Origin of the sequence: Chitinophaga sancti (assembly GCF_034424315.1) — a bacterium.
In the GTDB taxonomy this organism is placed as follows: Bacteria; Bacteroidota; Bacteroidia; order Chitinophagales; family Chitinophagaceae; genus Chitinophaga; species Chitinophaga sancti.
In genome coordinates this window covers 5407970-5433902 of the sequence record NZ_CP139972.1, presented here as the reverse complement: position 1 = coordinate 5433902, position 25933 = coordinate 5407970, and the positions used below count along the sequence as shown (strand labels likewise).

General features: G+C 47.0%; 23 protein-coding genes. 8 read left to right on the top strand and 15 right to left on the bottom strand.

The window, feature by feature from the left end:
• Position 1 precedes the first annotated feature (1 nt).
• Positions 2–1990, bottom strand: coding sequence for a BatD family protein (locus tag U0033_RS21070; RefSeq protein WP_083571429.1), 1989 nt, complete (start codon positions 1988–1990; stop codon positions 2–4).
• A gap of 109 nt (positions 1991–2099) precedes the next feature.
• Positions 2100–2804: an SDR family oxidoreductase gene (locus tag U0033_RS21065; RefSeq protein WP_072358847.1), complete on the bottom strand. Its 705-nt coding sequence runs from the start codon at positions 2802–2804 to the stop codon at positions 2100–2102.
• A 59-nt stretch (positions 2805–2863) separates the two neighbouring features.
• On the opposite strand from U0033_RS21065, the gene U0033_RS21060 reads away from it, so the two are divergent.
• On the top strand, positions 2864–3562 hold the full coding sequence (locus tag U0033_RS21060; RefSeq protein ID WP_072358845.1) for a YjjG family noncanonical pyrimidine nucleotidase: 699 nt from the start codon (positions 2864–2866) through the stop codon (positions 3560–3562).
• A gap of 33 nt (positions 3563–3595) precedes the next feature.
• Here U0033_RS21060 and U0033_RS21055 read toward each other — a convergent pair whose 3' ends face one another.
• From U0033_RS21055 to U0033_RS21040, 4 genes are all read right to left on the bottom strand, one after another.
• Complete coding sequence (locus U0033_RS21055; RefSeq protein WP_072358843.1) at positions 3596–3820, bottom strand: hypothetical protein; 225 nt, start codon at positions 3818–3820, stop codon at positions 3596–3598.
• A 46-nt stretch (positions 3821–3866) separates the two neighbouring features.
• A complete protein-coding gene (locus U0033_RS21050; RefSeq protein ID WP_072358841.1) occupies positions 3867–4520 on the bottom strand; it encodes a phosphatidylserine decarboxylase family protein in 654 nt (217 codons plus the stop codon).
• A 44-nt stretch (positions 4521–4564) separates the two neighbouring features.
• Complete coding sequence (locus U0033_RS21045; protein ID WP_072358839.1) at positions 4565–5455, bottom strand: phosphatidate cytidylyltransferase; 891 nt, start codon at positions 5453–5455, stop codon at positions 4565–4567.
• Between the two features lie 103 nt (positions 5456–5558).
• Positions 5559–6176: a CPBP family intramembrane glutamic endopeptidase gene (locus U0033_RS21040; RefSeq protein ID WP_177318571.1), complete on the bottom strand. Its 618-nt coding sequence runs from the start codon at positions 6174–6176 to the stop codon at positions 5559–5561.
• Positions 6177–6548: 372 nt separating this feature from the next.
• Here U0033_RS21040 and dusB point away from each other — a divergent pair, with 372 nt between their 5' ends.
• Both dusB and U0033_RS21030 read left to right on the top strand, forming a co-directional pair.
• A complete protein-coding gene (gene dusB / locus U0033_RS21035; protein WP_072358835.1) occupies positions 6549–7619 on the top strand; it encodes a tRNA dihydrouridine synthase DusB in 1071 nt (356 codons plus the stop codon).
• A gap of 32 nt (positions 7620–7651) precedes the next feature.
• The gene (locus tag U0033_RS21030) at positions 7652–8221 is read left to right on the top strand and encodes an NUMOD4 domain-containing protein (protein ID WP_072358832.1); all 570 of its coding nucleotides are present in this window, start codon (positions 7652–7654) and stop codon (positions 8219–8221) included.
• A 77-nt stretch (positions 8222–8298) separates the two neighbouring features.
• Here U0033_RS21030 and U0033_RS21025 read toward each other — a convergent pair whose 3' ends face one another.
• Both U0033_RS21025 and U0033_RS21020 read right to left on the bottom strand, forming a co-directional pair.
• Entirely contained in the window at positions 8299–11595 is a 3297-nt protein-coding gene (locus U0033_RS21025) for a DEAD/DEAH box helicase (RefSeq protein ID WP_072358830.1), read from the bottom strand.
• A 109-nt stretch (positions 11596–11704) separates the two neighbouring features.
• Positions 11705–12217, bottom strand: coding sequence for a thermonuclease family protein (locus tag U0033_RS21020; protein WP_177318570.1), 513 nt, complete (start codon positions 12215–12217; stop codon positions 11705–11707).
• Positions 12218–12345: 128 nt separating this feature from the next.
• Here U0033_RS21020 and proC point away from each other — a divergent pair, with 128 nt between their 5' ends.
• Positions 12346–13146 carry a pyrroline-5-carboxylate reductase gene (gene proC, locus U0033_RS21015; RefSeq protein WP_072358826.1) on the top strand — a complete coding sequence of 267 codons (801 nt, stop codon included), beginning with the start codon at positions 12346–12348 and terminating at the stop codon, positions 13144–13146.
• Positions 13147–13169: 23 nt separating this feature from the next.
• Here the strand turns inward: proC and U0033_RS21010 are convergent, their stop codons facing one another.
• The 6 genes from U0033_RS21010 to U0033_RS20985 form a co-directional block, all read right to left on the bottom strand.
• Complete coding sequence (locus U0033_RS21010; RefSeq protein ID WP_072358824.1) at positions 13170–13670, bottom strand: SixA phosphatase family protein; 501 nt, start codon at positions 13668–13670, stop codon at positions 13170–13172.
• A gap of 175 nt (positions 13671–13845) precedes the next feature.
• Positions 13846–15693, bottom strand: a complete 1848-nt coding sequence (locus U0033_RS21005; RefSeq protein ID WP_072358822.1) for an amidophosphoribosyltransferase — start codon at positions 15691–15693, stop codon at positions 13846–13848.
• An 83-nt stretch (positions 15694–15776) separates the two neighbouring features.
• Positions 15777–17165, bottom strand: a complete 1389-nt coding sequence (locus tag U0033_RS21000; protein WP_072358820.1) for a peptidylprolyl isomerase — start codon at positions 17163–17165, stop codon at positions 15777–15779.
• Positions 17166–17275: 110 nt separating this feature from the next.
• Positions 17276–20923 carry a translation initiation factor IF-2 gene (infB, locus tag U0033_RS20995; RefSeq protein WP_072359067.1) on the bottom strand — a complete coding sequence of 1216 codons (3648 nt, stop codon included), beginning with the start codon at positions 20921–20923 and terminating at the stop codon, positions 17276–17278.
• A 123-nt stretch (positions 20924–21046) separates the two neighbouring features.
• Positions 21047–22294 (bottom strand): transcription termination factor NusA, encoded by a 1248-nt coding sequence (nusA, locus tag U0033_RS20990; protein ID WP_072358818.1) that lies wholly within the window; start codon positions 22292–22294, stop codon positions 21047–21049.
• A gap of 21 nt (positions 22295–22315) precedes the next feature.
• Positions 22316–22780, bottom strand: coding sequence for a ribosome maturation factor RimP (locus tag U0033_RS20985; RefSeq protein ID WP_072358816.1), 465 nt, complete (start codon positions 22778–22780; stop codon positions 22316–22318).
• 182 nt (positions 22781–22962) lie between these two features.
• On the opposite strand from U0033_RS20985, the gene U0033_RS33475 reads away from it, so the two are divergent.
• The 3 genes from U0033_RS33475 (at position 22963) to U0033_RS20975 (ending at position 24001) form a co-directional block, all read left to right on the top strand.
• Entirely contained in the window at positions 22963–23268 is a 306-nt protein-coding gene (locus tag U0033_RS33475; RefSeq protein ID WP_072358814.1) for a DUF2752 domain-containing protein, read from the top strand.
• Positions 23265–23618, top strand: coding sequence for a TM2 domain-containing protein (locus tag U0033_RS20980; RefSeq protein WP_072358812.1), 354 nt, complete (start codon positions 23265–23267; stop codon positions 23616–23618). Before U0033_RS33475 ends, U0033_RS20980 begins: the two co-directional genes overlap by 4 nt.
• A gap of 122 nt (positions 23619–23740) precedes the next feature.
• Complete coding sequence (locus tag U0033_RS20975) at positions 23741–24001, top strand: DUF4834 family protein (RefSeq protein ID WP_072358811.1); 261 nt, start codon at positions 23741–23743, stop codon at positions 23999–24001.
• Positions 24002–24118: 117 nt separating this feature from the next.
• Here U0033_RS20975 and U0033_RS20970 read toward each other — a convergent pair whose 3' ends face one another.
• On the bottom strand, positions 24119–24733 hold the full coding sequence (locus U0033_RS20970; protein WP_072358809.1) for an HAD family hydrolase: 615 nt from the start codon (positions 24731–24733) through the stop codon (positions 24119–24121).
• Positions 24734–24817: 84 nt separating this feature from the next.
• Here U0033_RS20970 and U0033_RS20965 point away from each other — a divergent pair, with 84 nt between their 5' ends.
• Complete coding sequence (locus U0033_RS20965) at positions 24818–25921, top strand: helix-turn-helix domain-containing protein (RefSeq protein WP_072358807.1); 1104 nt, start codon at positions 24818–24820, stop codon at positions 25919–25921.
• The last annotated feature ends 12 nt before the right edge of the window (positions 25922–25933 follow it).

Here is a 25933-nt window from a genome sequence, read left to right as displayed (position 1 = left end):
TTTAAACGGCGCTCTTCGCCCTTGTCAGTTCATCTTCCAGTTTGCTGATCACCTGCACGGCCTGTTGATAGGTACCCTGCATTTTAGTGTTGTTGTGATTCGGTGTATACAGCGCTATTTCACAATTATCCAGCAGGTCAAACAGGTCGGCAGTATATGCTTCACTTATCTGTTGCTGCGCCAGTTTATCCTGGATCAGTTGTTTGCTCAGATCAGCGAATGGTACATGCAGCTTGTTACTGAGATAGCCCCATACAGCACGGGAAGTCTCTTCGTAGAAGGCTTTGTCCTTGCCTTCTTTCAGGTAACGGGCAGCCAGTTCCAGTCGTTTAAGCGCTACTTTATTTGCATAGCGATGTTTCAGGAAGGCCGCATTATTCTGCTGGTAGTCAAGCCTGCGGCGGATCAGCCATGCACCGATCAGGGCCAGCAGTGGCAGGATCAGAAGCAGGTAGAACCAGATGGAGGTAATGAACCAGGTATTGTGTTTTACCCAATCCTGCACCTTATGGCTGTTATTCGTGATCGCATTTTTGTTAATGCTAAAGTCTTCTTTCTCTCTCTTCGTTTGTTTACCTGCAGTTACATGAATGTTGAATGGTTGTGATGTAACGGTTTTATAAGTTTTAGAGGCAGCATCAAAGTAAGAGAACTCCACCGGGGGAATCACCTGCTCCCCTGCTTCTACAGGCATCAGCACATATTCATAAGTTCGGCTACCAGAAAGCGGGTTGCTGTTCTTCTCAATATTGTCAGACACCTTAGGGTCGTATTTATCAAAACTGGCAGGGATCTCAACTTTAGGTGGATTGAGCAGGTTCACATTACCCTGACCGGAGATCGTTACTTTCAGGGTAAGCGCATCGTCGGTAGACAGGCTATTTTTGTCTATAGCAGCAGTCATGGTGAATTTACCTACTGCGCCATTGTAGCTCGCCGGGCGGCTATCGATCGGCAGCGGTTTAACTGTTACTTTTACCGGTGCTGTCTGGATCTTATAAGGCACATCCTGGTATTCAACTTCCGGCCGGTTAAAGAGGTCATCAAAGAAAGGATCATTGAAGGCATCTTTGAAAGCGGGGTCGTTGAACAGGTCGGCCATCGGATCTCTGCGTTTACCATTCTTCACCAGTTTCACCAGTCTTACATGGTTGTCTACTTCTACCGGATCCAGTTCCAGCGTTCCGGATTGCATAGGGAACAGCATGGTTTTGCGGATCACAAATACCCTGTAAGGAATGCCATTCACCATTTCTTCGCTGGCCTGTGGCGGGTTTGGTAATTCTATATCCTTGGCGGAAAACCCTTTGAAGGCGGGTACTTTGGTCACACTGGCATTAGTCGGGAGGCGGGTATACAGCTTGTAGGTCGCAGTCAGCTGTTCGCCTTCGAAGAGGGATGTTTTGTCAACATCCACTTTCACAAAAATGTTCTTTTTTAGCTTGGCATTGATGTCTTCACCGTTTTTAAGCACACCTTCCATTTCCTCTGCCTGGTGGCTGGGGGCACTCCGCTGGCCCATGCCTGCAAAAGGATTGGCAGGTACCTGCTGGCGTTGCGGTTGTAGCTGTTGGGCAGCAGAACCACTGATTCCTTTTGCGACCTCGATGGTAACAGGATTGGATTTCACCACATCACCGTTCACACGTGCAGCAGCGGCAGGTATGGTAAAGTTGCCCACCCGTTTTGCACGGATCAGGTAGACGAGAGCGATATAATCAGAACGTCTGCCATTGACGATGGAAGTACCCTGCATCTGGTTAGGGCCCTGCAGCAGTTCAAAGTCATTGAAATTCGGTGGTGTAAACTGGGTTACATTCGTGCCATTCTCCAGCATGAACTGGATCTGGAATGGCTCATCCAGTGCCACCTTATTACTTGATACCGTGGTAGTGAATTTAAATTCCTGCGCTTGCAGGCTGGATACTATGCCCATTAAAAACAGCAGGGATAGTAGCGACCTCCTTATACTAACAGTGATGACCTTCATAATGTATAACAAATTTAACCAAACGGCACCCCATAAAGAGGCTGTCGCGGTTAAAAGTTAGTTAAAAAAATATGGATATGAGGGCGTAAAACGCTTGCTTGTAAGGGATTTAGCCAATATCACCCAAAATCGGGCGCATAATGACTTCTTCCACAACGGCCTGAGCGGAGAGGGTGTAGGCGGCCCATAGCAGCCTGGCTACATCGGCAGGCTCCATCATTCTGTCTGCCGGGCCATCCCATCCATCCCAGGATGCGGTGAGGGTTGGACCGGGGCTCAAAGCGGTTACTTTCACGTTGTGATTTTTCAGCTCTTCGCGCAGGTTTTTTGAGAAGCCCAGCAGGGCAAATTTGGTAATGCTGTATGCCCCTCCATTCGGATAGGCCTGGTAACTGGCGGTAGAGCAAAGGTTAAAGATGTGTCCTTTACGTTGTGTGATCATTGAGGGTAATAATTGCCGGGTGATGGTATGTGCGCTAAATACATTTACGGCCATCAGGTACTCCAGCAGCCCGTCTTCCTGCTCGTGCAGGGCACCGGGAAGGTAGAGTCCTGCATTGTTTACAAGGATATCCACTGTCTGGAATATCTCCTTTATTTTGTTGGCAAAAGCCAATACATCTTCTTTTTTACTCATATCGGCAGAGAATGTTAATACCTCCGCCTGTGGTGCCTTTGCTTTAATATCAGCAGCGGCATCTTCCAGTTTTGCTGCATCCCTGGAACAGATGGCTACGTTAAATCCTTCCACGGCCAGTTTTTCGGCGATGGCTTTCCCTATACCCTTACTGGCACCTGTGACTACTGCGTTCATAAATCTTGTTTAGAAGCTGGAAAATAGTAAAAAATGTGGATTCCGTATCTTTGCAGTACATGAAATACAAGCATATATTTTTCGACCTGGACCACACTTTATGGGATTTTGAAACAAATGCTTACCAGGTCTTAGAAGAATTATACCACACACATACACTTGCCAGCAGAGGAGTGCCCTCATTTGAGGTATTTCACCGCACTTACATGATGCATAATGAGATCTTGTGGGATCGCTTTCGCAAAGGATTTATCACCCGAAATGATCTTAGAACCAAAAGATTCAGCAGGACCCTGCTGGATTTCAAGATAGGAGATGATAAATTATCACATGCACTGGGTACTCAGTTCCTGGAAATATTGCCGTACAAAACTGCTTTATTTCCCAATACAAAAGAAGTATTGGAATACCTGGCCGCAAAGAACTATCCAATGAATATGATCACGAATGGTTTTGAAGCTACGCAGCTGATCAAGATGAAAAGCTCCGGGATAGATCATTTCTTTACACACGTCATCACATCAGAAGCAGCTGGAAGTCTCAAACCTTACCGCGAAATATTCGATTACGCGATCAACCTGGCTGGGGCTACTGCTGAATCAAGTATTATGATCGGTGATGCACTGAATATTGATATTATCGGGGCACATAATGTGGGAATGGACCAGGTGTATTTCAATAACCTGGTGCCTGTGACCGGTGATTTAACACCGACCTATGTGATCCGGGATCTGCATGAGCTAAAAGATATTCTATAAAAAAAGCCGGCTACAGGTAGCCGGCTTTTTTAATTATTTCTTGTTGGCAGGTTTTGCTGCTGGCGTAGCCTGTGTGGTTGCCGGAGCGGGTTTGGCCGCCTTTGCCCGCTGGCTGGCTGTATTAGCCGGTTGCTTGCAGCAGGCACTTTTTCCGGTAGCATCCTTCTTACAGCAGGCTTTTGCCTTTTGTTTATCCTGGGCCATAGCGGCACCTGTCAGGAAAAGCAGGGTCATCGCACTGAATAACATCTTCTTCATAGCTGGACGTTTTTTTTGTTACCTTTTAAAGTTAGCCTTTTTCTACTTATAAAGTAGCGATCACTGTCTGACCGGAACGAACTACCTGCTCCAGTTGAACATCCACTTTGGTACCGATAGGCAGGTACAGGTCCACGCGGGAACCGAACTTGATAAAGCCCAATTCCTCATTCTGATTTACCTGCATGCCTGGTTTCAGATAGTTTACAATACGACGGGCAAGTGCACCGGCAATCTGTCTTACCAGAATGTCTGCCTTACCATTGCCGATCACTACGGTATGGCGCTCATTTTCGGTTGAAGACTTAGGGTGCCATGCTACCAGGTATTTACCTGAATGGTATTGAGACAGCTTCACTTCTCCGCTGATTGGGTTTCTGTTCACGTGCACATTAGCAGGGCTCATAAAGATAGATACCTGCAGACGCTTGTCTTTGAAGTACTCAGGTTCGTAAGTCTCTTCGATTACGACAACTTTACCATCGCAGGGAGCCATTACCAGGCTTTCTCCCAGTTTCATTTCTCTGCTTGGAATACGGAAGAAAGAAACGATGAACAGGAATAATACAAGGGAAAAGGCCGCTACGATATTGCCGACGAGGGGCATACCGGGGAGGAAATAAATGACTGCACCGCTGATGAGTGCGAGTACAACAAAGGCGATCAGAATACTGGCCAATCCTTCTCGATGAATCTTCATGCTGTAATTGTTAGGTGATATAGTTTGGTTAAGCGAATACAAAGTTAACTCATTGCAAAGAAATGGATGTAAATCCATGCAAAGGGGGCGGCCAGGATGAGGGAGTCGAAGCGATCCATAAACCCTCCATGACCAGGCATGATATTACCGGAATCTTTCACTCCCGCCATACGCTTGAGCTTAGATTCCATCAGGTCGCCTGCTGTACCTATTACCGCAGCAAGGCCTGCCAGCGCCATCCAGTGTTGCAGCGCCAGCCACTGACTGCCCCAGTAATAGCCATATACGCCTGCAGCCGCGATGGCCAGGATCATCCCTCCTACCGTACCCTCAATCGTTTTTTTGGGAGAAATAGCCGGGAAAAAGGGGGTTCTGCCTATCAGGGAGCCTACTATATAGGCCATCGTATCGTTGATCCATATAAAGGTGATCAGGAGCAAAGGAATGAGCCAGAAGGGGCCGGTTCCGATGCCGGCTGATCCGGTTGTGAATTGAATAGTACTATAGTTCAGGCAAAGGTGAATGAGCAGGCCAAAGGAAACGGTGATATAGAGAAGGCCCATCGCTGAATAGCCGATATTTTTCAGGGAGAACTCATTGCTAAGCAGGATTTCGCCTATCGGCAGCACCATCAGGAAGATGATGGCAATACACCAGCCCAGGAAACCAAGAGAAAGGTTACCTCCCGCAAAATGATCTCCGGTAAAAGCAAGAATCAGCGCACAGCTGGCTACCAGCACCCCGTTCTTATGCCACCCGGATACATTGCCATAGTCAGGATCAATATGCCGGAGGAGTTTGAAATACTCCTTTAAGGCAAAAAAATTGACCAGGAAGAATAGCAGGAAAAAGGTAAACTCACTGTATAGGATCCCGGTCAGCATGATCGCTACAAATACTAACGCCGAAGCTGTACGGGTAAAGAATGTTTTCATCTATTAAGAGAAATAGTTTGTACAAAAATGGGTAAAATAAACAGTCCGTGCAAATGGTATTTGTAAAATTACCACGTAAATGTGTCTTATATTCAACAGGTTGCTATTGAATTACTGGTTTTGCGCGGCGTTGCAGCACCCATACCCAGAGGCCTGTCACCACCAGACTGGCGATGGCAGCCAGCCAATTGGACTGCCCGCTTGCCATTGGATCTGTTTGCATCAGGTGCATCTGGAACAGGTACATTAATACTACCTGCAAGCCGTTATTGATAGAATGCGCTAGTATGGACAACCACAGGTTGCCGGTAAGATAATAAATCATACCCAGCAGGAAACCCAGGATCACTCTTGGAACAAACGACAACCATTGCAGGTGCACAGCACTGAATAGCAGGGCTGTAACCAGTATGGCTACCCATGCACCATTTTTGACAGGCATCATTTTGATCATCAGCCGCTGTACCACGCTTCTGAAAAACGCCTCTTCGGCAATGGCAGGCATCACTGCGAAAAATAAAATGTTTCCTAATAGAGTAGAAAATGAGTCCATTTTGAGTAGATCGCGTGTCATCTTCTCTGCTACCTCTTCCTGCATACGCATGGTTTCAGAAACGGGCCAGATTTGGTTCCATTGAGCCGAAAGGTCGACCATTGGCAGACTTGCAAGGATTATCAAAATCGCTAATATAGCGGGGATCACCTTTGGAGCTCGGTTCATGGAAAGATATTCCAATGGCTTTGGCGCAGCTAATCTGGCAAAAATTACTGCCGGCAAAAGATAAACGACTAAAGTATAAAGTATTTGCGTTAATTTCCTATAGCCGAGAACTTTAGGAACCGACGAATCCAGACTTTGTAGCGTAAAGATGGTATACCCGCTGATATGAGGAAAAACGATAATTAAAAATAGAAAGTAAAGCAGGTAGAAACCGATGAAAAAGCCAATGAATATTACAAACTGAAAGGACGGTGGATACTGCTTCATATAACCTGTCTTAGATTAATTTTGCGTAAATTTACAGTGTGAAATTGAGTTGACAATTGCAATCCGGGAAATTCCGGCACCTTGGTCAGCCCTTAATAGAAAAAGATGGTAAAGATAGGTAACATACAATTGGGTGATTTTCCGCTATTACTTGCTCCTATGGAGGATGTAAGTGATCCACCCTTTCGTGCGGTGTGTAAAGATAAGGGTGCAGACCTGATGTATTCAGAATTTATCTCTTCGGAGGGCCTTATCCGTGACGCCATCAAAAGCCGGCAGAAACTGGACATCTTCCCTGAAGAGCGCCCGGTGGGTATCCAGATCTTTGGAGGCGATGAAGAGCCTATGGCCATGGCCGCTCAGATCGTGGAAGCTACTAACCCCGACCTGCTGGATATCAACTACGGTTGCCCGGTAAAGAAAGTAGTATGCAAAGGTGCCGGTTCCGGTATCCTGAAAGATATTCCCAAAATGATCAGGCTGACCGCAGCCGTAGTAAAGGCTACCAAACTGCCGGTAACAGTAAAAACCCGCCTGGGATGGGATGACGATAGTAAAAACATTGAGGAAGTTGCCGAAAGACTGCAGGATGTTGGCATCCAGGCCCTCACCATCCACGGGCGCACCCGCACCCAGATGTATAAAGGCCATGCCGACTGGACCCTCATCGGAAAAGTAAAGAATAACCCAAGAATCCATATACCTATATTCGGTAACGGCGATATCACTACGCCCGAACAAGTCATTGCTGCACGTGCAAAATATGGCATAGACGGCGTTATGATAGGTCGCGCTGCAATAGGATATCCGTGGATCTTCAATGAGATCAAACATTTTATGGCTACCGGCAAGCATCTGCCCCCACCATCCGTACAGGAAAGGGTCGATGTATGTAAGAAACATCTGCGCCAATCCCTTGCCTGGAAAGGTGATGTAGTAGGTATTCTCGAAATGCGCCGACACTATTCGAATTATCTCAAAGGGTTACCGCACATAAAAGAATTCAGGCAACAATTAGTAACTTGCAGTACACTGGCAGCAGTAGAAGAAGTCTTAGATACAATAGCAGAACATTACAAAGGTCACATTATAGAAAGGGACTCCCCCCTTCCTGATAATTCAAACCTGCCAGTAAACTTAGACAATGAAGTAGCAGATTGTAACGTTTACGGATAAACCCCAGGTTCAACTATTAAATTTTCTTTCACATGGCCACGATTAAAAATCTGAAAAATGAAGTCTGGAAAGACTTGCAGATCAAAAACAAATCTGCCCTGCGTAAAAAGTACGCAGTATCTAACATGGGAAGAGTGATTAGCTATTATGAAGAGATAACTGACGGTAAACTGCTCTCCGGCTCTACCGTCGAAGGTTATACTGTGCTCAATGTAAAACCCGCTGATAGTTACCAGTCACTGTATCTTCACAGAGAAGTAGCGAAATTATTTAACAAAAAGCCCGGTCGTTCTCACAAGTACGTGATCCACATCGATTACGACAAGAAGAACAACAAAGCCACAAACCTCCAATGGGCTACCAAAGAAGAAATGGAAGCCCACCAGCAGTTCAGCCCCGCCAAACTCGCTTACAAGGAAAAACAACGTAACCGCGTTAAAGGGTTGAAATTGAACATTACTAAAGTAAAGAGCATCAAGCGCTTACTGGCTAAGCCTGGTCGCAAGACCATGAAACAGATCGCTGAACAATTCGATATCAGCGAAATGCAGTTATACCGTATCAAAAGCGGTGAAAACTGGAGCCATGTTACTCTGGATTAAAGCCTGACTAGTCAGGAATGATCATATGATGTTGTCTGACATATAGCCATCTGCCTTACGGCGGGTGGCTTTATTTTTTATTGTGCCCTGATCTTATCCAGCACCTTCCCGTAGTGTAAACTGCTCCGCAGCGCCGGCTCATACCCCATCAATATCACCTGCTGCCGCGCCCGGGATAAGGTGACCAGCAGCTTCCTGTCTACCTCTATCGTATGCTCCTCCCACCTGAAGGTGCCCAAACTTTGCAGCATGTTCAACTGGGTAGGATGATATACCGCCAGTGAAATAATAATGATGTCATTCTCTGCCCCCTGGAAACGCTCCGCTGTATCTATGTTGATGGCCTGCAAGGCTTCATTCGCGCCTATCAATTCCCTGATCAGACTGATCTGGGTACGCCATGGCGTGACGACTCCTACTGTATCCTTATTAAATGCCGCTCCCCTGCTCTCCTGCAAATAGGTCAGCAAGGATACCACCTGCTCCGCCTCCGTTTTATGCATCTTGGAAGTCGGTTCCATAGGACTGGGTAAAAAGATAGTCCGCCCCCGGGAAAGGATCTGACTCCAGTTACCATCCCCTGCATCCTGCCTGATAAATGGTGCCGCCTGCAAGGGCTGACCCGGTGATAACTGGTACGCATAATAGTGATTGATCAGGTTTGCAATGTCATTATGCATCCTGAAGTGGGTGTTCAGCATACCCCATCCGTGGTGCCAGCCATGTTGCTTACAGGCCTGGATCAGCCGCTCAAAGAGTGTGCAGCGTAGATCAGAGATCCCCGTACTGTGTAAAAGACCGGCTTCTGTCAGGCAGAAATTGTCTGCCTGCGCTACTACCGGTGGTAACTGGTTCTGATCTCCGATCAGGACGAATTTCCGGAATGGAAGTACCAACCCTAAGAGCTGTGGCTCTGTCAACTGAGAGGCCTCGTCTACGATGAGGGTATCCATTTTTACTCCCAGTAATTGCAGGTTGGGTAGCCTGGTAGCCATCGTTGCTACCGTCGCCACAAAGATCTGCTGATTGGCAATGTACTCCCTGGCCTGTGCAATATCCCCTTCCAGGCAATAGGTTCTCAGCTGGTTTTCCGCTGCCGAGCGCCGTCCACCCAGTCGCAGGTACTGTACTCCTTTACTCTCCAGCTTTTTACAGATCTCATCTACTGCTTTGTTTGTAAAGGCCACTATCATCATCTGGGTACCTGCCGCGGCTAATGAAGTTACCATGGCAGTGAGCAAAGAGGAGGTCTTACCTGTACCCGGAGGCCCCTGCACCAGGTAATAATCTTTTGCATCCAGGGCTGCCTGCAGGATCTCCTGCTGGTTGCTGTTAAACATCGTAGGCGCTGGTAGTGGAAATGGTGCCTTTACAGGTTCCCGCATGCCCAGCAACAATTCCATCCTGGCAGCGAAGCGGGGTTCCAGTACATGGAACAGTGCCGTGGCGGAGATCCAGAAATTGGATTCATAAATATCGTGCTCGATCACCCATTGTTGCTGGTGAGCAAAGAAATCATGGGTGATCTGTCTGTTGTTCAGGGAAAAGGTCAGCCTGTCTTTCTGTAGTTCATCTACCCGGCCTTTCAGGATCTGGTGCTGCAGGGGGGCCAGCCCGGTCGTGTCTCTCGGGTAAATAATGGCAGTATCACCAGGGCGGAAATTGTGATTCACCGGCTTCTGGATGCTGAATACTACACTACTCTGTGCTTCATCAAAGTGCTGAAAACAAAGGCCGGGAATAATCGTAAACCGGGAGCGCTTTTCCGATTCCGGCTGCAACCAGAGCGCTGCAAATCCTTCCGCATCTTCTTCCCGGTGCATGGAGGCATACATGCCACACTTAGCCAGCAGGAATTCCCGCAACAAGAATGAAAGGAATTGCTGATAGTAGGTTTTCAGCAAGGGGTTGGCCTTGCCATAGGTTTCTTCGAAATTGGCAAAATGCACGACACTGAAGGAAGGCAATCCTTCGGCAGCAAGTACCGTGATTTTATCAAGTATATCATATTCTCCTGCGGAGAGGCGTAATAACTGGGAAACGATTTCATTGCGCAGCGCGAGCAGTTCATTTTCCGCAGGCCTGTTGTTCGTTACATTGCGCAAAGGACTATTGGAAGCAGATGAATACAGGATGGCCGAGCTGCCACAGCGCTCATCGCCAAAAGTAGATTGCAGCAGCAGGTTATAGCCTGTTACCTGCATTTCATGGTTCTTCCAGGCACCGAAGTCCGGCGCCCTGCCACTTTTGAGTTCAAAGATTTCTTTCCGGGTAGGATCCGTATCATCTTCGGCCAGGATATCCAGGCGACCCTGCAGGCCATAGAGGGCTGAGAAGAAGGTGGGCTCTATTCTCACCGGCCGGTCTCTCAGTTCCCGGGAGGCCTCCCGCAGATTAGGCCAGTGTGTTTCCCGGATGTCGGCATACATGCTGTTTAGTTCCTGTCTGCCATAGCCAGCAGCCTGCAATACATTTTCGGCTACAGCCTCCACAAAGGATTCACGGAGTTTCATCTCCGGATGACGCAATACATTGTCCAGCAGCGAGTTGACGATATTCCCCTTGAAAGCAGGTAAGCCGGTGGTCTGTGGTACCAATTTCTTTACCAGGTATAAAAATGGATTCGGCCCGCCCCGGCCAAAGCATTCTGCCAGGTCACTGATGTCGATGAGGAGGTCTGGTTCGAGGATAAAGCGGGTGGCTTTCACCGCTTCGTACTGGCCCTTGCCGGTATGAAAGTCAGCATGCAGTATATGCACCGTATCGTATGTACGTACCTGCCTGTGCAAGGCACTGGTATGTGGCTGATAAACGGAACTGATGTGGATCTGGACTTCACCTGCCTCGTCATCTTTGCCTTGCAATACAAAGAATGCTATCCCATCGGGTGTTTTTTGCAGTGGCCCTACCCCGGTTACCAGGCATTTAAGCAGTGGCACCAGGGGATTATTATCTACCGGCCCCTGTGTCAGGGTCTTCCCTGCTACAGCAGCACAGCGTTCCAGCAGGGCTTCCGGCTGGGGTACTTCATAATATTGCTCAATGACGGTGGCCAGGGTATGGATACAGAGCAGGGCGTCATCCTGGTCGGCGCGAAGGCCACCAGTCATCGCTTTGGTCGTGAGAATGCGGAGAATGGTTAGTTGTCGCCGCTGATCGGCAGCTACTCCATGCTTATCGAAGTAAAACTGCATACGGGCGAACAGGTTGCTGAAGCTGCGGGCTTCATGCATGGTAAGATGCCGGAATAACTGCTCCAGCACGCCCCGTAAAGAACGAAGTGTAGCTAGCGGCTGTTGCCCATCCCCGGTTTCCAGCAGGCGCATATACAACATATGGCCGGTGAGGGCTTTATCGCTGTTATTCACTGACATATTATTAAAACAGATTTCCCCTTCATGAAATTAGAGATAAGGTACTGAATAAAAAAAAGGGTGTATCAACGATTATGATACACCCTCTAATATCTTTATAAGTCTTTACTTAAGCAGCTTTTTTCTTCTTGTCTTTGTTTTTAGTTGCGCGGAACTCCCAGGGAGCAATGGGTTTACCTTGTTTCCACAGGCCCTGTTTATTACGCCTGGCTGTGGCCTGGGCCGCTGCCAGTGGTGCACTTTTGGCATATTCTGTATAATGCCAGGCATGCCCTCCGGATATCATCCACCCATTTATATATTGACCTTTGCTGTTATAAACATCGCCAATCCAACGCTGGTACCTATCTTTTCGTAACAATTCGACCGTTACTATCTTATTAAAACACAAATCGGACAATGCCTGCTTACTTTTTTGGTAGTAGTCCTGTCCTTTTTCCGGTGCATCTATCGCTGCAAGCCTGATACGGACGGTCTCCTTTTTTACCAATACTTCAAATGTATCTCCATCTATGATCCGCACTACCTTTCCTTTTATTTTCTTCGGAGGGCTGGCAACAATTGTCTGAGTAAACAGACAAAGGAGCATACACATGATCACTCTAAAAAAAGCTGTCGGCATTGCATAGGATTTTGGGATGCGAAGTAACAAATTTTCCCCCGAAGAGCCTAACCATTGTGGCTGATTCATTTGCACATCTCCATATCTTGTTATACCTTCCCCTTGATTTAAAGCATATAGTGAACAACATGTCGAGCAAAAAAATAGCGATCATAGGTGGTGGCAATCTTGGTGCTGCCATTGCACAGGGTTTACTGAAAAGCGGGTTTTCCAAACCTGCCGATCTGACCATTACCAGAAGGAACGTAGCTGCCCTGAAGGAATTTCAGGCGGCAGGTGTAAATACCACTGCCGATAATGAAGCTGCCATCCGTGGTGCGGAGATCATTGTCATTGCGCTGAAGCCGTACAACTGGAAAGATGTACTGAGCAGGGTGCAGGATGCTTTTGACCCGACCAGGCAGGTACTGATCAGTGTCATGACTGGTGTATCTATGGATGACCTGGAAAAAGTAGGTGGTAGTGGTATTGCTGTAGTACGGGCAATGCCTAATACAGCCATCGCCATCCAGGAATCAATGACCTGTGTATGCTATAAGAATGTGGCTCAGGCGCTACAGGATTATGTAAAGGACATGTTCGATCAGCTGGGTGTAACAGTAGCAATCGACGAAAAGCTGATGGATGCAGCCACTGTATTGGGTGCCTGCGGTATTGCGTATGCATTGCGCTTTATCAGGGCGAATATCCAGGGGGGGATCGAAATCGGCTTTGACGTACGCACGGCAAACCTGATCGCGGCACAAACCGTGAAAGGTGCGGCAGAATTGCTGATCCGAGAGAAACGCCATCCGGAAGAAGAGATCGATAAGGTGACTACCCCTAAAGGATGTACGATTGCCGGTTTGAACGAGATGGAACACCAGGGATTCAGCTCTTCGCTGATCAAGGGTATCACGGTCTCTTACAATAAGATCCAGAAAGATTAATAGGGAGAAACAGGACGGAAAGCTTAGACAACTTCCGCTTTGGGGTAATCAAAGAAGAGGAAGTTCTTGTTAGCGCTGTCAAATTCTTTCCATGAATCGATATTGGCTTTTACAGCAAAAACACCGGTAGTAGGGATATTGTCTATCCTTATTTCCTGGGTGATGTAGTTGGCAAAGTCGGTGATACCGGGATTGTGAGCGAAGATGGCGACGGTGTCGATATCATCGTCAATTTTGGTGATCATTTTCAGGAAGGTAGAGGCGTAGCAAAGATAGAGTTCGTCTTCCAGCAGGATGGCATCTTTGTCATAGTGCCATTCTTTGGCCATGAGACGGGCCGTATTCCTGGTGCGTTTGGCAGGGCTGGCGATCAGTAACTCGGGAACAATGCCCCGGGTACGCAGGCGACTGGCCATTTCAGGTGCGTTTTGCTTGCCCCGTTTGTTGAGTGGCCTGTCAAAATCATCTACATCCGGATCATTCCAGCTTGATTTTGCATGGCGGATCAGCAGTAACGTTTTCATCCTTTAATTGATAATTGACATTTAGTTACTTACTAATTTACTGATTTTACGGCATCACGCAGTAATGCAAACTGCAACACAATACCCGATTTAAAGTAAAATTAATAATTCCCATTGCTCTCCACCATCCAAAAATAAAGCCCGTTGCGGAGCAACGGGCTTTATTTTTAGTATTTTAATATCCTCTTTCGTTCTTTCCTTCCATGAAGTTCATAAACGCTTTGTTCACTACCCTATTCCCTCCCGGAGTAGGATAATTCCCCGTAAAATACCAGTCTCCCAAATTATTAGGACAAGCCTCGTGGAGGCTTTCTATTGACTGATAGATCACGTTTACCTTCGCATTGATCCCTTTCGGCGTAATGATTTCCGCAATCTTTGCAGAGATCTGCTCAGTGGTAAATGGTTTATAAATATTTCTCACCACATTCTGCGCATGCAATGTGTTCGTACGCTGTAATTCATTGCACAAACCATATGCTTCCTGCAGTATATGTTCCTTACCATGATCTTTCAGCAGGGCAATTGCTGCCTGGAAAGCCACGAAATCGCCCATCTTGCTCATGTCAATACCATAGCAGTCAGGGTAACGGATCTGTGGTGCAGAAGAAACGATAATAATACGTTTTGGACCCAGTCTGTCCAACATCTTGATAATGCTTTCACGCAGCGTAGTACCTCTTACGATAGAGTCATCGATCACCACCAGTGCATCTACACCCGGGCGAACCGTACCATATGTAATATCATATACGTGCTGAACCATCTCATTACGGCTGGTATCAGCAGTGATGAATGTACGCATCTTCACATCTTTGATGGCAATCTTGTCGATGCGGATGCGGCGGTTCACCATTTCGGTCAGCTTTTCCTCATCGAAGTCTTTGCCCCATGATACGATCCTTTCTACCTTGATCTTGTTCAGGTAGTCTTCCAGGCCCTTGAGCATGCCATAGAAGGCAATCTCAGCGGTGTTGGGAATAAAGGAGAAGATGGTGTTTTTCAGGTCGTTATTGATATCAGAAAGCACTCTTTCTGCCAGGTTGTAACCCAGGCGGGTACGCTCTTTATAGATCTTTTCGTCGTTACCGCGGGAGAAGTAGATCCTCTCGAAGCTACAAGCCTTACGTTCTTGTGGTTCCAGGATCTGTTCGATGCTGTAATCGCCGTTTTCTTTTACGATCAGTGCGTTACCAGGCATCAGTTCCAGCACTTCGTTCTCCCCAACGTTGAATGCGGTACGGATAGCAGCACGCTCAGAAGCGGCTACGATCACCTCGTCATTCACATAATAATAAGAAGGACGAATACCATGACCATCGCGGATCACAAATGAATCCCCACTACCCAGCAGGCCGCATACGTGATAACCACCGTCGAACATAGAGAAGGCATCCTTCAGGATCTTCTTTACATCCAGTCCGTTCTGACGGGCTTCATCCTCTTTGCACAGGAAATGGTGCACCACTTCCAGCATGGCCGCGAGGTCACTGTTACGGTGCGTTTCTCCCGGGTCTACATTCACGAACTTGAACAGTTCATCAGCATTTACGAGGTTGAAATTACCTGCGATAGAGAGGTTGCGTGCAGGAACGGTGTTGTATCTTACGAATGGGTGGCAGAGTTCTACATTGTTTTTGCCCTGGGTGGCGTAGCGGAGGTGCCCCATCATGAGTTCTCCGAGGAAACGCATGTGGCCTTTCATAAGGCCGGGGTATTTGGTGATTTCAGGTTGGTACTTCTCGATTTCGTCGATTTCCTCTCTTACCCTGGCAAAGATGTCTCCTATTGCCTGGGGAGCGCTGCTTCGAAGTCTGTGCATGAAGGGAACCCCGGGTTCGGTGTTCAACTTCACAGTGGCTATACCTGCACCATCCTGTCCACGGTTATGCTGCTTTTCCATCAGCAGGTACAATTTGTTGAGGCCGTAGAAAACCGTTCCATATTGTTGCTGATAATAAGAAAAAGGCTTTCTAAGTCTTATAAATGCTAATCCGCATTCATGTTTTATGGCATCGCTCATCCCATTAGAATTGAAGGCGCAAAGTTACGTTGAATTATCCTAAACAAAAAAGGCGGATCGAGTTGATCCGCCTTTTCAGTAAATTACTTCTGTGCTACTGCTCCCATCCATCGGGCTATCGTGCTACATTTCTTATAGTCATTATCTACATGGATGTAATATGTAGGGATTGTTTCTCTCAGCCATTTATCTCTTGCGTCTGCCTGTTTGATGGCCAATGTACGCTGTTGAATGCGGGCATAGTCATCGTTCAGGTTTTCGCGGTGAGGGTTGGAACGTGTTTTCAGGTAAACGATTCGCAGGTTGGTATTCCCGTTTTCGTCATCTGTATACTGTACCGGGGCTGACAGGCCGCCTGGTTTCAGGGTATCGAGCATCAGCACGATATCTCTTTCAGAAGGCCGGTCCAGCTGATCGATGGTGATCAGGGTACCGCCACCTACATTATTCTGCAACATACCGCCGGTGAATTTGGACATTTGCTCGTCGCTATATTTGATTACAGCTTCAGAGAAGGTCATTTTACCGGATACAATATTCTGACGGATCGTGTCCAGTCTTACTTTCGCTGCAGCGATATCTGATTTACCGATGTTGGGTTTGAGCAGGATATGCTGTACGGTGATGTTGTCACCCTGGCGTTTCAGGCACTGGATCAGGTGATAACCGAACTGGCTTTTTACAGGAGAAGAGATTTCGTTTTCCTTGAGCCTGAAGGAGGCCGCGAGGAATTCCGGATCCCACTGCTTGTCAGTACGGTTCAGGATGTAGATCCCATTGTTTTCTTTGGTACCAGGGTCCTGGGAGTAAAGGATAGCCAGGCGACCGAAGTCGGCTTTCTTTTCCTGTACTTCTTTTTTGAATTCATTCAGGCGGTCGATGGTGTATTGTTCCATCTCTTTGGTAGCCTTTGGAATGATGATGAGCTGACCTATTTCCAGTTCAGACTCATAGAATTTGAGACTGTCTTTAGGAATGCCATCGAAATATTTTTTCACCTCGGAAGGTGTAACTTTCACTGCGTTTGTAATCTTGTCCTGCATAGCCTTAGCCAGCAGTCCTTCTTTGATAGGCTGACGGAAGCGTTCACGCAGCTGGTAAACAGAATAACCGGTTACCTGCTTCATTTTTTCCTTGCTACCATACAGCTGTTCGAAGTAACGGATACGGTTGTCGATCTGACCGTCCACATCTGATTCACTTACGGGTAAGCTGTCTCTTTCTGCCTGAATCACCATTACTTTCTGAGCAATGATCTGTTGCATGATGGTACATGCTGCATCAGGAGGCATGTGAGCATGGTTCTCCTGGACCTGGCGTTCCAGATTTACCAGCTCCCCTTCCACATCTGAGCTCAGGATGATCTTATCCCCCACTATAGCGGCAATTTTGTCCGCTATCATTCGCTGCTGCGCAGAGGCAAACTGACCGAGCAGCATCACGCCTGCAGAAAAAGCCAAAAATTTATTCATATTGTTAAATAGCACAGTGAGTCTCAAAAATAACCAAAAAATAAGCCGCGTAAGAGCGGCTTATTTTTTTAACAAAATTTTATTGCTGTAAAAGCCTTATTCAGGCTGCATTAGAGCGTACGTTTAACTTCTACTTCTTCGAAACCTTCAACGATATCGCCCACCTTCAGGTCGCTGTAGTTTTTGATACTCAGACCGCACTCCATATTGGATGCAACTTCCTTCACATCATCCTTATAGCGTTTCAGGGATTGAAGCTCGCCGGTGTAGATCACGATACCTTCACGTACCAGGTTGACACGGGTGTTACGTGTGATCTTACCATCCAGTACAAAGCAACCTGCAACGGTAACCTTCTCGAAGCGGTAGGTTTCGCGGATTTCCACGTTTGCAACCACTCTCTTCTCGATTTTCGGTTCCAGCATACCTTCCATAGCGCTTCTCAGTTCATCGATAGCGTCATAGATGATGGAGTAAGAACGGATTTCGATATTTTCTTTCTCTGCCAGTTTGCTAGCCTGAGAAGAAGGACGAACCTGGAAGCCGAGGATGATAGCGTCGGAGGCGGTAGCCAGCAATACGTCGGATTCGGTGATCTGACCTACAGCCTTGTGAACCACGCTCACCACGATTTCTTCGGTAGACAGTTTCTGCAGGGAGTCGCTCAGCGCTTCTACAGAACCATCGAAGTCACCCTTGATGATCACGTTCAGCTGTTTGAAGTTGCCCAGTGCCAGACGGCGGCCAATTTCATCCAGTGTGATATGTTTCTTGGTACGGATACCCTGTTCGCGTATGATCTGTGCACGACGGTTAGCAGTTTCCTTCGCTTCAGATTCATTTTCATACATCTTGAATTTCTCACCGGCCTGTGGAGCACCATTCAGACCCAGCACCTGTACAGGAGCAGATGGTCCGGCAGATTCTACACGCTGACCGCGTTCGTTGAACATTGCCTTGATCTTACCGAAGTTAGAACCGGAAGCGATGGTATCGCCCTGGCGCAGGGTACCGCTCTGTACGAGCAGGGTAGCCACATAACCACGGCCTTTATCCAGGGATGCTTCGATAACGCTACCGGATGCTTCCCTGTTCGGGTTAGCTTTCAGTTCCAGCAGTTCTGCTTCGAGCAGGATCTTTTCGAGTAATACGTCAATGTTCAGACCACTCTTCGCTGAGATTTCCTGGCTTTGGAATTTACCACCCCAGTCTTCAACCAGGAGGTTCATACCGGCCAGTTGTTCTTTGATCTTCTCTGGGTTGGCGCCATCCTTATCGATCTTGTTGATCGCAAAGATCATTGGCAGGCCAGCAGCCTGTGAGTGGGAGATTGCTTCACGTGTCTGAGGCATGATAGCATCGTCCGCAGCGATCACGATGATGGCAATATCCGCTACCTTGGCACCACGGGCACGCATCGCGGTAAACGCTTCGTGACCTGGGGTATCGAGGAAGGTCACGCGCTTACCACCTGACGTTGTTACCTGGTAGGCACCAATGTGCTGGGTGATACCGCCGGCCTCGCCGGATACTACATTTGCATTACGTATATAGTCAAGCAATGAAGTTTTACCGTGGTCAACGTGACCCATGATGGTAACGATCGGTGCTCTTGGTACCAGATCTTCTTCATTATCATGTACTTCTTCTTCTTCCATTTCGTCGGATTCATCGACACCGATGAATTCAACTTCGTAGCCAAACTCGCCGGCTACCAGTTCGATTACTTCCGCATCCAGACGTTGGTTGATGGATACCATGATACCCAGCCCCATACATTTTGAGATCACTTCGGCAAAGCTTACATCCATCAGGTTGGCCAGTTCGCTTACAGAAACGAACTCAGTAACCTGCAGCTTGTTGTTTTCGCCAGCCTGGTTTGCTTCGTGTTCTGCACGTTCATGACGTTTTTCACGACGTTGTTTCGCCTTGATGTTCTTACCACGGTTTCCACCGCCGCCCATCTTGGCCATGGTTTCCTTGATCTTGTTCTGGATTTCGTTTTTGTCGATTTCCTTATCTTCCGGTCTGGCGTTACGGTTATTATAGTTGCTACCACCTGGGCGATTGCCGTATTGGCCACCTCCACGGTTGTAACCACCGCCCTGTCCACCTGGTCCACGGTTACCACCCTGATGACCCTGGCCACCCGGACCGCGATTGCCGCCCTGACCACCTGGACCACCCGGACCACGGTTGCCTCCCTGATGACCCTGACCACCACCGGGGCGGTTGTCACGGTTCGGAGCAGTATGTGGTCTGCTTGGACCGGCTGGACGGTTAGCGTTGTTATTATTATTGTTGTTGTTATTGTTATTATTATGGCCGCCGTGATCACGGTTGCCACCGCCGGTACGGTTATCTCTGTTGAAGTTGCGGTTACCATCACGGTTGCCGTGGTTATTATTATTACCATGGCCGCCATGACCGCCGCGGTTACCTTCACCGCCCTTGTTGGCTTCATCACCTGGCTGAATAGGCTCAGGTTTCTTTTCTACAATAATACGCTTGCGTTTGCGGTTGTTTTCGGCATTGTTATTATTGCCACCGCGGTTGAAGTTATTATTGCCTTTTGTGTCCCGGTCTCTCCTTTCCTGATGAACAGGGAGATCAATTTTACCGATGACCTTAGGACCGGTCAGTTTTTCTGCCTGAATATTTGATATCACGGCAGAACCGGTGCTGTCATCTTGCTCAGATGTGATATCTGCTGCTGCAACTACGTCCATATGCTGTGCGGCCGGCTTAATTTGTTCTTTAGCAGCCGGTTCTTTTGTTTTTTCCTGAGCAGCTGCCGGTTTTTCGGTAGCTGGCGCCTGTTTCTCTTGTACAGCTTTTGGAGCAGTTTTTTCAGCAGCAGGCGCTGAAATTTTTTCTTTTTCTATTGGTTGTTGTTGTTGTACCGGTATAGGCTTCACTTCTGGTTCGGCAGGTTTTACTGTCGCTACAGGCGTTTGAACCGGAGGAGGAGTAACTGGCTGTTGTACAGGAGGAGCCTGTACTGGTTCCTGTGCCTTGGCTACTGGCTCCGGTTGTTTTGCAACCGGTGGTTTCTCTTCCTGTTCAGGTTTTTTGGCTGCAGCAGGCTGAGGTTTTTTATTGTGTCTGTTCAGTGCATCGAGATCGATGGTACCCATGATCTTAGGACCATTGATTCTTGGTGCGTCTGGTTTCTTTTCAGGTAGTGGCTCCGGCTGTGGCTTGGGTTCCGGCGCTTTTTCAGCGACAGGAGCTACAGGCGGTTGCTGCGGTTTTACCTCTTCCTTCACCACTACTGGCGGAACTTCGGCAACCGGGGCCTTCACAGGCTCTGGTTTAGGCTCAGGCTTCGGCTCCGGTTTCGGTTCGGGCTTCGGCTCAGCTTTAGGTTGTTCCACCTTAGGCTCAGGTTTGGGTTCTGGATTAGCTTCTGGTTTGGGTACCTCTGCTACCGGGGCTGTGGGCTGCTCATCCTTGGCAGCTGCTTCTTTTTTCTTAGCGGCTGCTTCGGCTTCCTCTTTTTCCTTCTTCTTCATTGCATCTAACACGCTTCCTTTGGGCAGAGCTATCTGATCGCTTTTGCGCTTGTTAGCCTTGTCCTGTTGGAATTCAGATTGCAGGGCGGTATACATCTGAGAGGTCAGGCGTGTATTGGGTGAACCGAATCCATCCATGTCATAGCCTTTATTAGAAAGGAAGTCGATCAACGTTTCCTTTCCAATATTAAACTCTTTCGCTGCTGCCAGCAATCGCGGCGTGTTGTTTGTTACTTCAGGCATATTGTAATCTCGGGCCTCCCCTTTTTTCCCGTTTATCAACGGGACTCCTTTTTAACAATTAACAATAACTTAAAAAAAATCCTGTCAAGTAAGCCCACATCCCGGGGAAGTGGTGGTGCGGTCTTACTCTTTGTCAAATTCTTCCTGCAGGATCCTTCTCACGTCCTTTACAGTTTCTTCTTCCAGATCAGAACGACGTACCAGTTCCTCTACCGTCAGGTCTAATACGCTGCGTGCGGTATCACAACCAATACGTTTGAGTTCATCCAGTACCCATTCTTCGATTTCATCTGAAAATTCGGAAAGGTCGATATCGTACTCAGCCTGCTCTTGTTCTTCATCACGGAATACGTCTATTTCATATCCGGTCAATTCACAGGCCAATTTGATATTAACTCCTTTCTTACCGATAGCCAGGGATACCTGATCTGCCTTTAAAAAAACGGATGCATACTTATTATCATTATCTATTTCCATACGACTGATACGGGCAGGTGTCAGAGCACGCTGAATCAGCAGTTGAATATTCGCAGTATAGTTAATGATATCGATATTTTCGTTTCTCAGCTCACGTACAATGCCATGGATACGGCTTCCTTTCATACCCACACAGGCGCCAACAGGGTCGATACGGTCGTCATAAGATTCTACTGCCACTTTAGCTCTTTCGCCGGGCTCACGAACGATTTTCTTAATTACAATCAGGCCGTCAAAGATCTCCGGAACTTCAATTTCCAGCAATTTAGCCAGGAAGGTAGGATGGGTGCGGGAGAGAATGATGAGCGGAGCGTTGTTCTTCATCTCCACTTTTTTTACTACTGCCCTTACATTTTCACCTTTCTTGAAATAATCGGTAGGAATCTGTTCAGATTTAGGTAAAATTAACTCATTCCTTTCATCATCAAGCAATAAAACTTCTTTTTTCCAAACCTGGTACACTTCACCCGTTACAATTTCACCTACCCTATCCGCATATTTCTTAACTAAAATGTTCTTTTTCAGGTCACCGATACGGGCAGACAATGTCTGCTTCGCAGCCAGTATGGCCCTGCGGCCAAAATCCATGATCTCAACTTCTTCGTACAAATCCTCACCTACCTGGTAATCCGGTTCTACTAAAATGGCTTCAGAATAAGCGATCTGTGCATTATCATCTTCTACCTCACCATCGTTAACAATGGTACGGCGGCGCAATATTTCCAGGTCACCTTTCTCAGTATTTACAATCACGTCAAAATTCTCATCAGAGCCATATTTTTTACGGAGAAGGGTTTTAAACACATCTTCCAACACCTTCATTAACGTAGGACGGTCAATGTTTTCCGCTTCTTTAAACTCCGTGAATGACTCAATCAGATTAATACTAGCCATGTTTTGCTTATATTATATATTTTAAAACACGATGCACACCTTGGTGTGCTTGATTTCGTTAAGGTTTATGTCTGTAGTTTTTTTCTCTTTCTTCTTACCAATCGTCTCCTCAATTGTCAGCGCCTCTTCCGTAGCCGCCAGCAGGGTGCCTTCCTTTTCGGAACCATCCAGCAGGGTTATAGCTACCTTTCTTCCAATGTTCTTGACAAATTGACGGTGCAGTTTCAAAGGTTCGTCCAGTCCGGGGGAGGAGACTTCCAGAGAGAAATCGTTGTCAGGGAACAACGTCGCTGCTTCCAGCCTCGCGTACAAATTACGGTTGAATGAGACCAGCTTATCCACAGGTACACCATTATCACCGTCCACAAATAGCTTTACATTATTAGTGGGCTTTATCCTGATATCGACCACAAAATATTCCGGATATTCAGCGAGCATAGCATCTGCATGCTCCCGGATGCTTGTTATCACTTGTTCGTTTGCCATACAAAAAACGAGAAGGGGACTTTCAGTCCCCTTCGTTAGAATCATTTTCCTATGCAAAATTAGGATTTTATTTTGATCAAAGCACATTTTCTTTAACTTGTACGAAATAATTTACATAAGGAAATCCACTATTTGTATAGATTGCAACAAATTCTAATACCTTCGTGGGGGCGTTTTGTTATATGTCGATTAATCAATACATACAACGCATTAACATAGAGTTAATCATTTGGCCCGTTGCCTTAATATTACTGTATTGCATGAATCCGGCCGCAGATGGCAATTTTAGCCTCTGCCCCTTCAAATGGCTCGGATTTACCTGGTGCCCGGGATGTGGATTGGGACATGGCATCCATTATTTATTGCATGGGAATCTGAAGAATGCAATCCATTATCATGTGTTAAGCCCTTTTGCGGTAGCAGTATTGTTGCATAGAACCTACCAGGTTGGCAAATCACAATTGAGACTTAAAAACAATCATACATGACCGATTTCTCCTTTGCCATGTTACCTGGCGTTGACCAGGAAGAACTCCTGTGGCTGCAGGAACTTACTAAAGATTATAGCGACGACAATAAACGCAAGTTTATAGCCCTGTACCAGGGCCGCCGTAAAGACCCCCAGACCGTACTCATTTGCTGTCTGATAGGACTGGTATGCTGCGCTGGTATCCACCGCTTCGTACTCAACCAGATAGGGATGGGTATCCTATACTTATTCACCGGCGGACTGTGTCTTATCGGAACAATCGTCGATGCTGTAAACCACCGCAAACTGGCATGGGAATATAACAAAAAGGCTGCCATGGAAGCCGCTTCCCTGGTCAAACAGTACTAAAGCTTATTCAGCGCCGGCTCAGCTGGCGCTGCTTTTTTCAAGTTTCCATGACCCTGTTAAAGGAATCTTAAAATCCACCTCCTTTTCGGCCCCTGAACCGGATTAAGGGCTACCTTTGTGCCATGAATCCGATTAATATTATTATAACAGTAATTGTTTGCTATATACTCTATAAGTTCGTCTTTAACCTGGTATTACCCATGTACCAGACCGCAAAGCAGGTACGCCGCCAGATGGGCGACATCCAGGACCGTATGCGTCAGCAGTACGAACAGGAACAACAGTATTATCAGCAACAACAGCAGCCGGATAATTTCAACCGCCAGCAGGCCAAGCCTAAAGCAGATAAAGGAGATTACCTCGATTTTGAGGAAATCAAGTAATCCCTGCGTTGCGTCGGGTAAGGGTTTGAATTTCCAGCACTCCTCCCTGCACTTGCCTGTGGCATGTAGGAAGGGGCTGTGCGCGGTTTTATTAATTTCAAAAAAGATACGCTGCTCCTATTTAAATATGTCCGTAATGGTTTTGGGTGCAAGAAGATGAATGGTCTGCACACCGACCGCTGTAGCCCCTTCTATATTGGGAAGGGTGTCATCAATAAATAAGGTCTCCCCAGGTTTCAACCCGTTCTCATCCAATACCAGCTGGTAAGATTCTTTTTCTGGTTTGCGGTAGCCAATCAGATGAGAATAGTATGTCCTGTCAAAAAACTCCGCCAATGAAGGGATTCCCCTGCTATTTTCCAGGATTTTATTAAACGCCGCCAGGTGAATAGCATTTGTATTACTCAGCAAATACAGGTTATAATGCTGCCTCAGTTGCTGCAATAACTGCAATCTGCGCAGGGGAAAGTCCAGCAGCATGGCATTCCAGGCATCAATGACCTGCTGTGCTGTAGTGCCTTCCGGAGCATGCTTCAGCATCTCTGCCAGGAAATCTTCTGTACTCACCCTCCCCGTTTCCAGGTCGTCGAACAGTTTATTGCCTTTGAACTGACTGTACAAACTGGTAAAGTCCGCCACACCCAGGTCTGCAAATGCCTTGTTTGTCGCCTGGTAGTCGATATTCAGGATCACACCGCCGAGGTCAAAAATGATATTTTTAATGCCTTTCATACTTTGAATACTATTGCTGTTCATTGCAAATTAATGCCTATGCCCGAAAATTTTATTTATTTTCAGATTGTTTAACCTGATTCCATGCATCTTACTTTCAATACATTGATGTTGTTGGGAACCCTCCAGGGGTTCATTATGTGTGGACTACTTTTCTTTTCCACTAAGAACAAATATGCGAATCGCCTGCTGGGGATCCTGATCTTATTAATCACCCTGGCAGTATTGAATATGTACCTGGAAGGTGTGTCCAGGCTGCCTGATGTTATCCGCTTTATCCTGAATTTTTTGCCATTGATCATCGTGATGCCCTTTGGACCATTGATCTTTTTTTATGTCAGGTCGATCACCGATCCGGATTTTCGTTTAAGCCGGCAGGATCGCCGGCATTTCTGGCCAGTGGTCCTGGATGTAGTGCCCCAGGCGGTGGCTGCCATCTATGTAGGGGGCATAATCGTGGGCCTGTTCGCAAGAAATAGCCAGCCCTGGGTGAAATTTATAGATACCTATAATGTGTATTCGGATATACCCCGCTGGGCATCGATTAGCACCTATCTGTTTCTTTCTTACCGGCATCTGGAAGGTTTCAACCTGGCAAAAGACCGTTTGAAATGGATGAAACAATTTACCGGGGTGTTCATGGCTTTCCAGGTACTATGGTTAATTTATTTAATACCCTATGTAATCCCTCAGCTGACGGATAAGCTCCTGGATGCGGTGGATTGGTACCCCATATATATCCCGATGGTAATGATCGTGTACTTTTTAGGGATCAAAGGCTTGTTGCTGCCGGAAAGGGAGACAAAGGCCAGTCCTGCCCCGCTGGAGGAACGACTGATTGCCACTGTGGTGCCTTTATTGAAAAAAGCCATGGAGGAGGATCGATTATTCCTGAACCCGGCATTGAACCTTACATTATTATCTGAGCATATTGCTATTCCTCCCAAAAGTATTTCGGCGGTTTTAAATCAGCATCTGAATAAGAGCTTCAATGAATTTGTAAATAGTTACCGTATTGAGGCTTTCAAAAAAAAGGTCTCGGAGCCCGGTTTTGAACAGCTTACGATTATGGGGCTTGCCCTGGAATGTGGGTTTAATTCGCTCCCCACTTTTCAGCGGGCCTTCAAAAATATGGTGGGGATGTCACCAAAAGAATACATCAAAATGAATGATCAAATCCGGATTTGAGTAGACTGGTGG

Coding starts and splice junctions, on each gene's coding strand:
- U0033_RS33475 (WP_072358814.1), top strand. CDS start 22,963: ATGTCGATTAATCAATACATACAACGCATTAACATAGAGTTAATCATT.
- U0033_RS21025 (WP_072358830.1), bottom strand. CDS start 11,595: ATGTCAGTGAATAACAGCGATAAAGCCCTCACCGGCCATATGTTGTAT.
- U0033_RS21010 (WP_072358824.1), bottom strand. CDS start 13,670: ATGAAAACGTTACTGCTGATCCGCCATGCAAAATCAAGCTGGAATGAT.
- U0033_RS21065 (WP_072358847.1), bottom strand. CDS start 2,804: ATGAACGCAGTAGTCACAGGTGCCAGTAAGGGTATAGGGAAAGCCATC.
- U0033_RS20975 (WP_072358811.1), top strand. CDS start 23,741: ATGAATCCGATTAATATTATTATAACAGTAATTGTTTGCTATATACTC.
- U0033_RS21070 (WP_083571429.1), bottom strand. CDS start 1,990: ATGAAGGTCATCACTGTTAGTATAAGGAGGTCGCTACTATCCCTGCTG.
- U0033_RS21060 (WP_072358845.1), top strand. CDS start 2,864: ATGAAATACAAGCATATATTTTTCGACCTGGACCACACTTTATGGGAT.
- U0033_RS20985 (WP_072358816.1), bottom strand. CDS start 22,780: ATGGCAAACGAACAAGTGATAACAAGCATCCGGGAGCATGCAGATGCT.
- U0033_RS21020 (WP_177318570.1), bottom strand. CDS start 12,217: ATGCCGACAGCTTTTTTTAGAGTGATCATGTGTATGCTCCTTTGTCTG.
- U0033_RS20965 (WP_072358807.1), top strand. CDS start 24,818: ATGCATCTTACTTTCAATACATTGATGTTGTTGGGAACCCTCCAGGGG.
- U0033_RS21050 (WP_072358841.1), bottom strand. CDS start 4,520: ATGAAGATTCATCGAGAAGGATTGGCCAGTATTCTGATCGCCTTTGTT.
- infB (WP_072359067.1), bottom strand. CDS start 20,923: ATGCCTGAAGTAACAAACAACACGCCGCGATTGCTGGCAGCAGCGAAA.
- U0033_RS21000 (WP_072358820.1), bottom strand. CDS start 17,165: ATGAATAAATTTTTGGCTTTTTCTGCAGGCGTGATGCTGCTCGGTCAG.
- U0033_RS21040 (WP_177318571.1), bottom strand. CDS start 6,176: ATGAACCGAGCTCCAAAGGTGATCCCCGCTATATTAGCGATTTTGATA.
- U0033_RS20970 (WP_072358809.1), bottom strand. CDS start 24,733: ATGAAAGGCATTAAAAATATCATTTTTGACCTCGGCGGTGTGATCCTG.
- U0033_RS21045 (WP_072358839.1), bottom strand. CDS start 5,455: ATGAAAACATTCTTTACCCGTACAGCTTCGGCGTTAGTATTTGTAGCG.
- U0033_RS21030 (WP_072358832.1), top strand. CDS start 7,652: ATGGCCACGATTAAAAATCTGAAAAATGAAGTCTGGAAAGACTTGCAG.
- dusB (WP_072358835.1), top strand. CDS start 6,549: ATGGTAAAGATAGGTAACATACAATTGGGTGATTTTCCGCTATTACTT.
- U0033_RS21005 (WP_072358822.1), bottom strand. CDS start 15,693: ATGAGCGATGCCATAAAACATGAATGCGGATTAGCATTTATAAGACTT.
- U0033_RS21055 (WP_072358843.1), bottom strand. CDS start 3,820: ATGAAGAAGATGTTATTCAGTGCGATGACCCTGCTTTTCCTGACAGGT.
- nusA (WP_072358818.1), bottom strand. CDS start 22,294: ATGGCTAGTATTAATCTGATTGAGTCATTCACGGAGTTTAAAGAAGCG.
- U0033_RS20980 (WP_072358812.1), top strand. CDS start 23,265: ATGACCGATTTCTCCTTTGCCATGTTACCTGGCGTTGACCAGGAAGAA.
- proC (WP_072358826.1), top strand. CDS start 12,346: ATGTCGAGCAAAAAAATAGCGATCATAGGTGGTGGCAATCTTGGTGCT.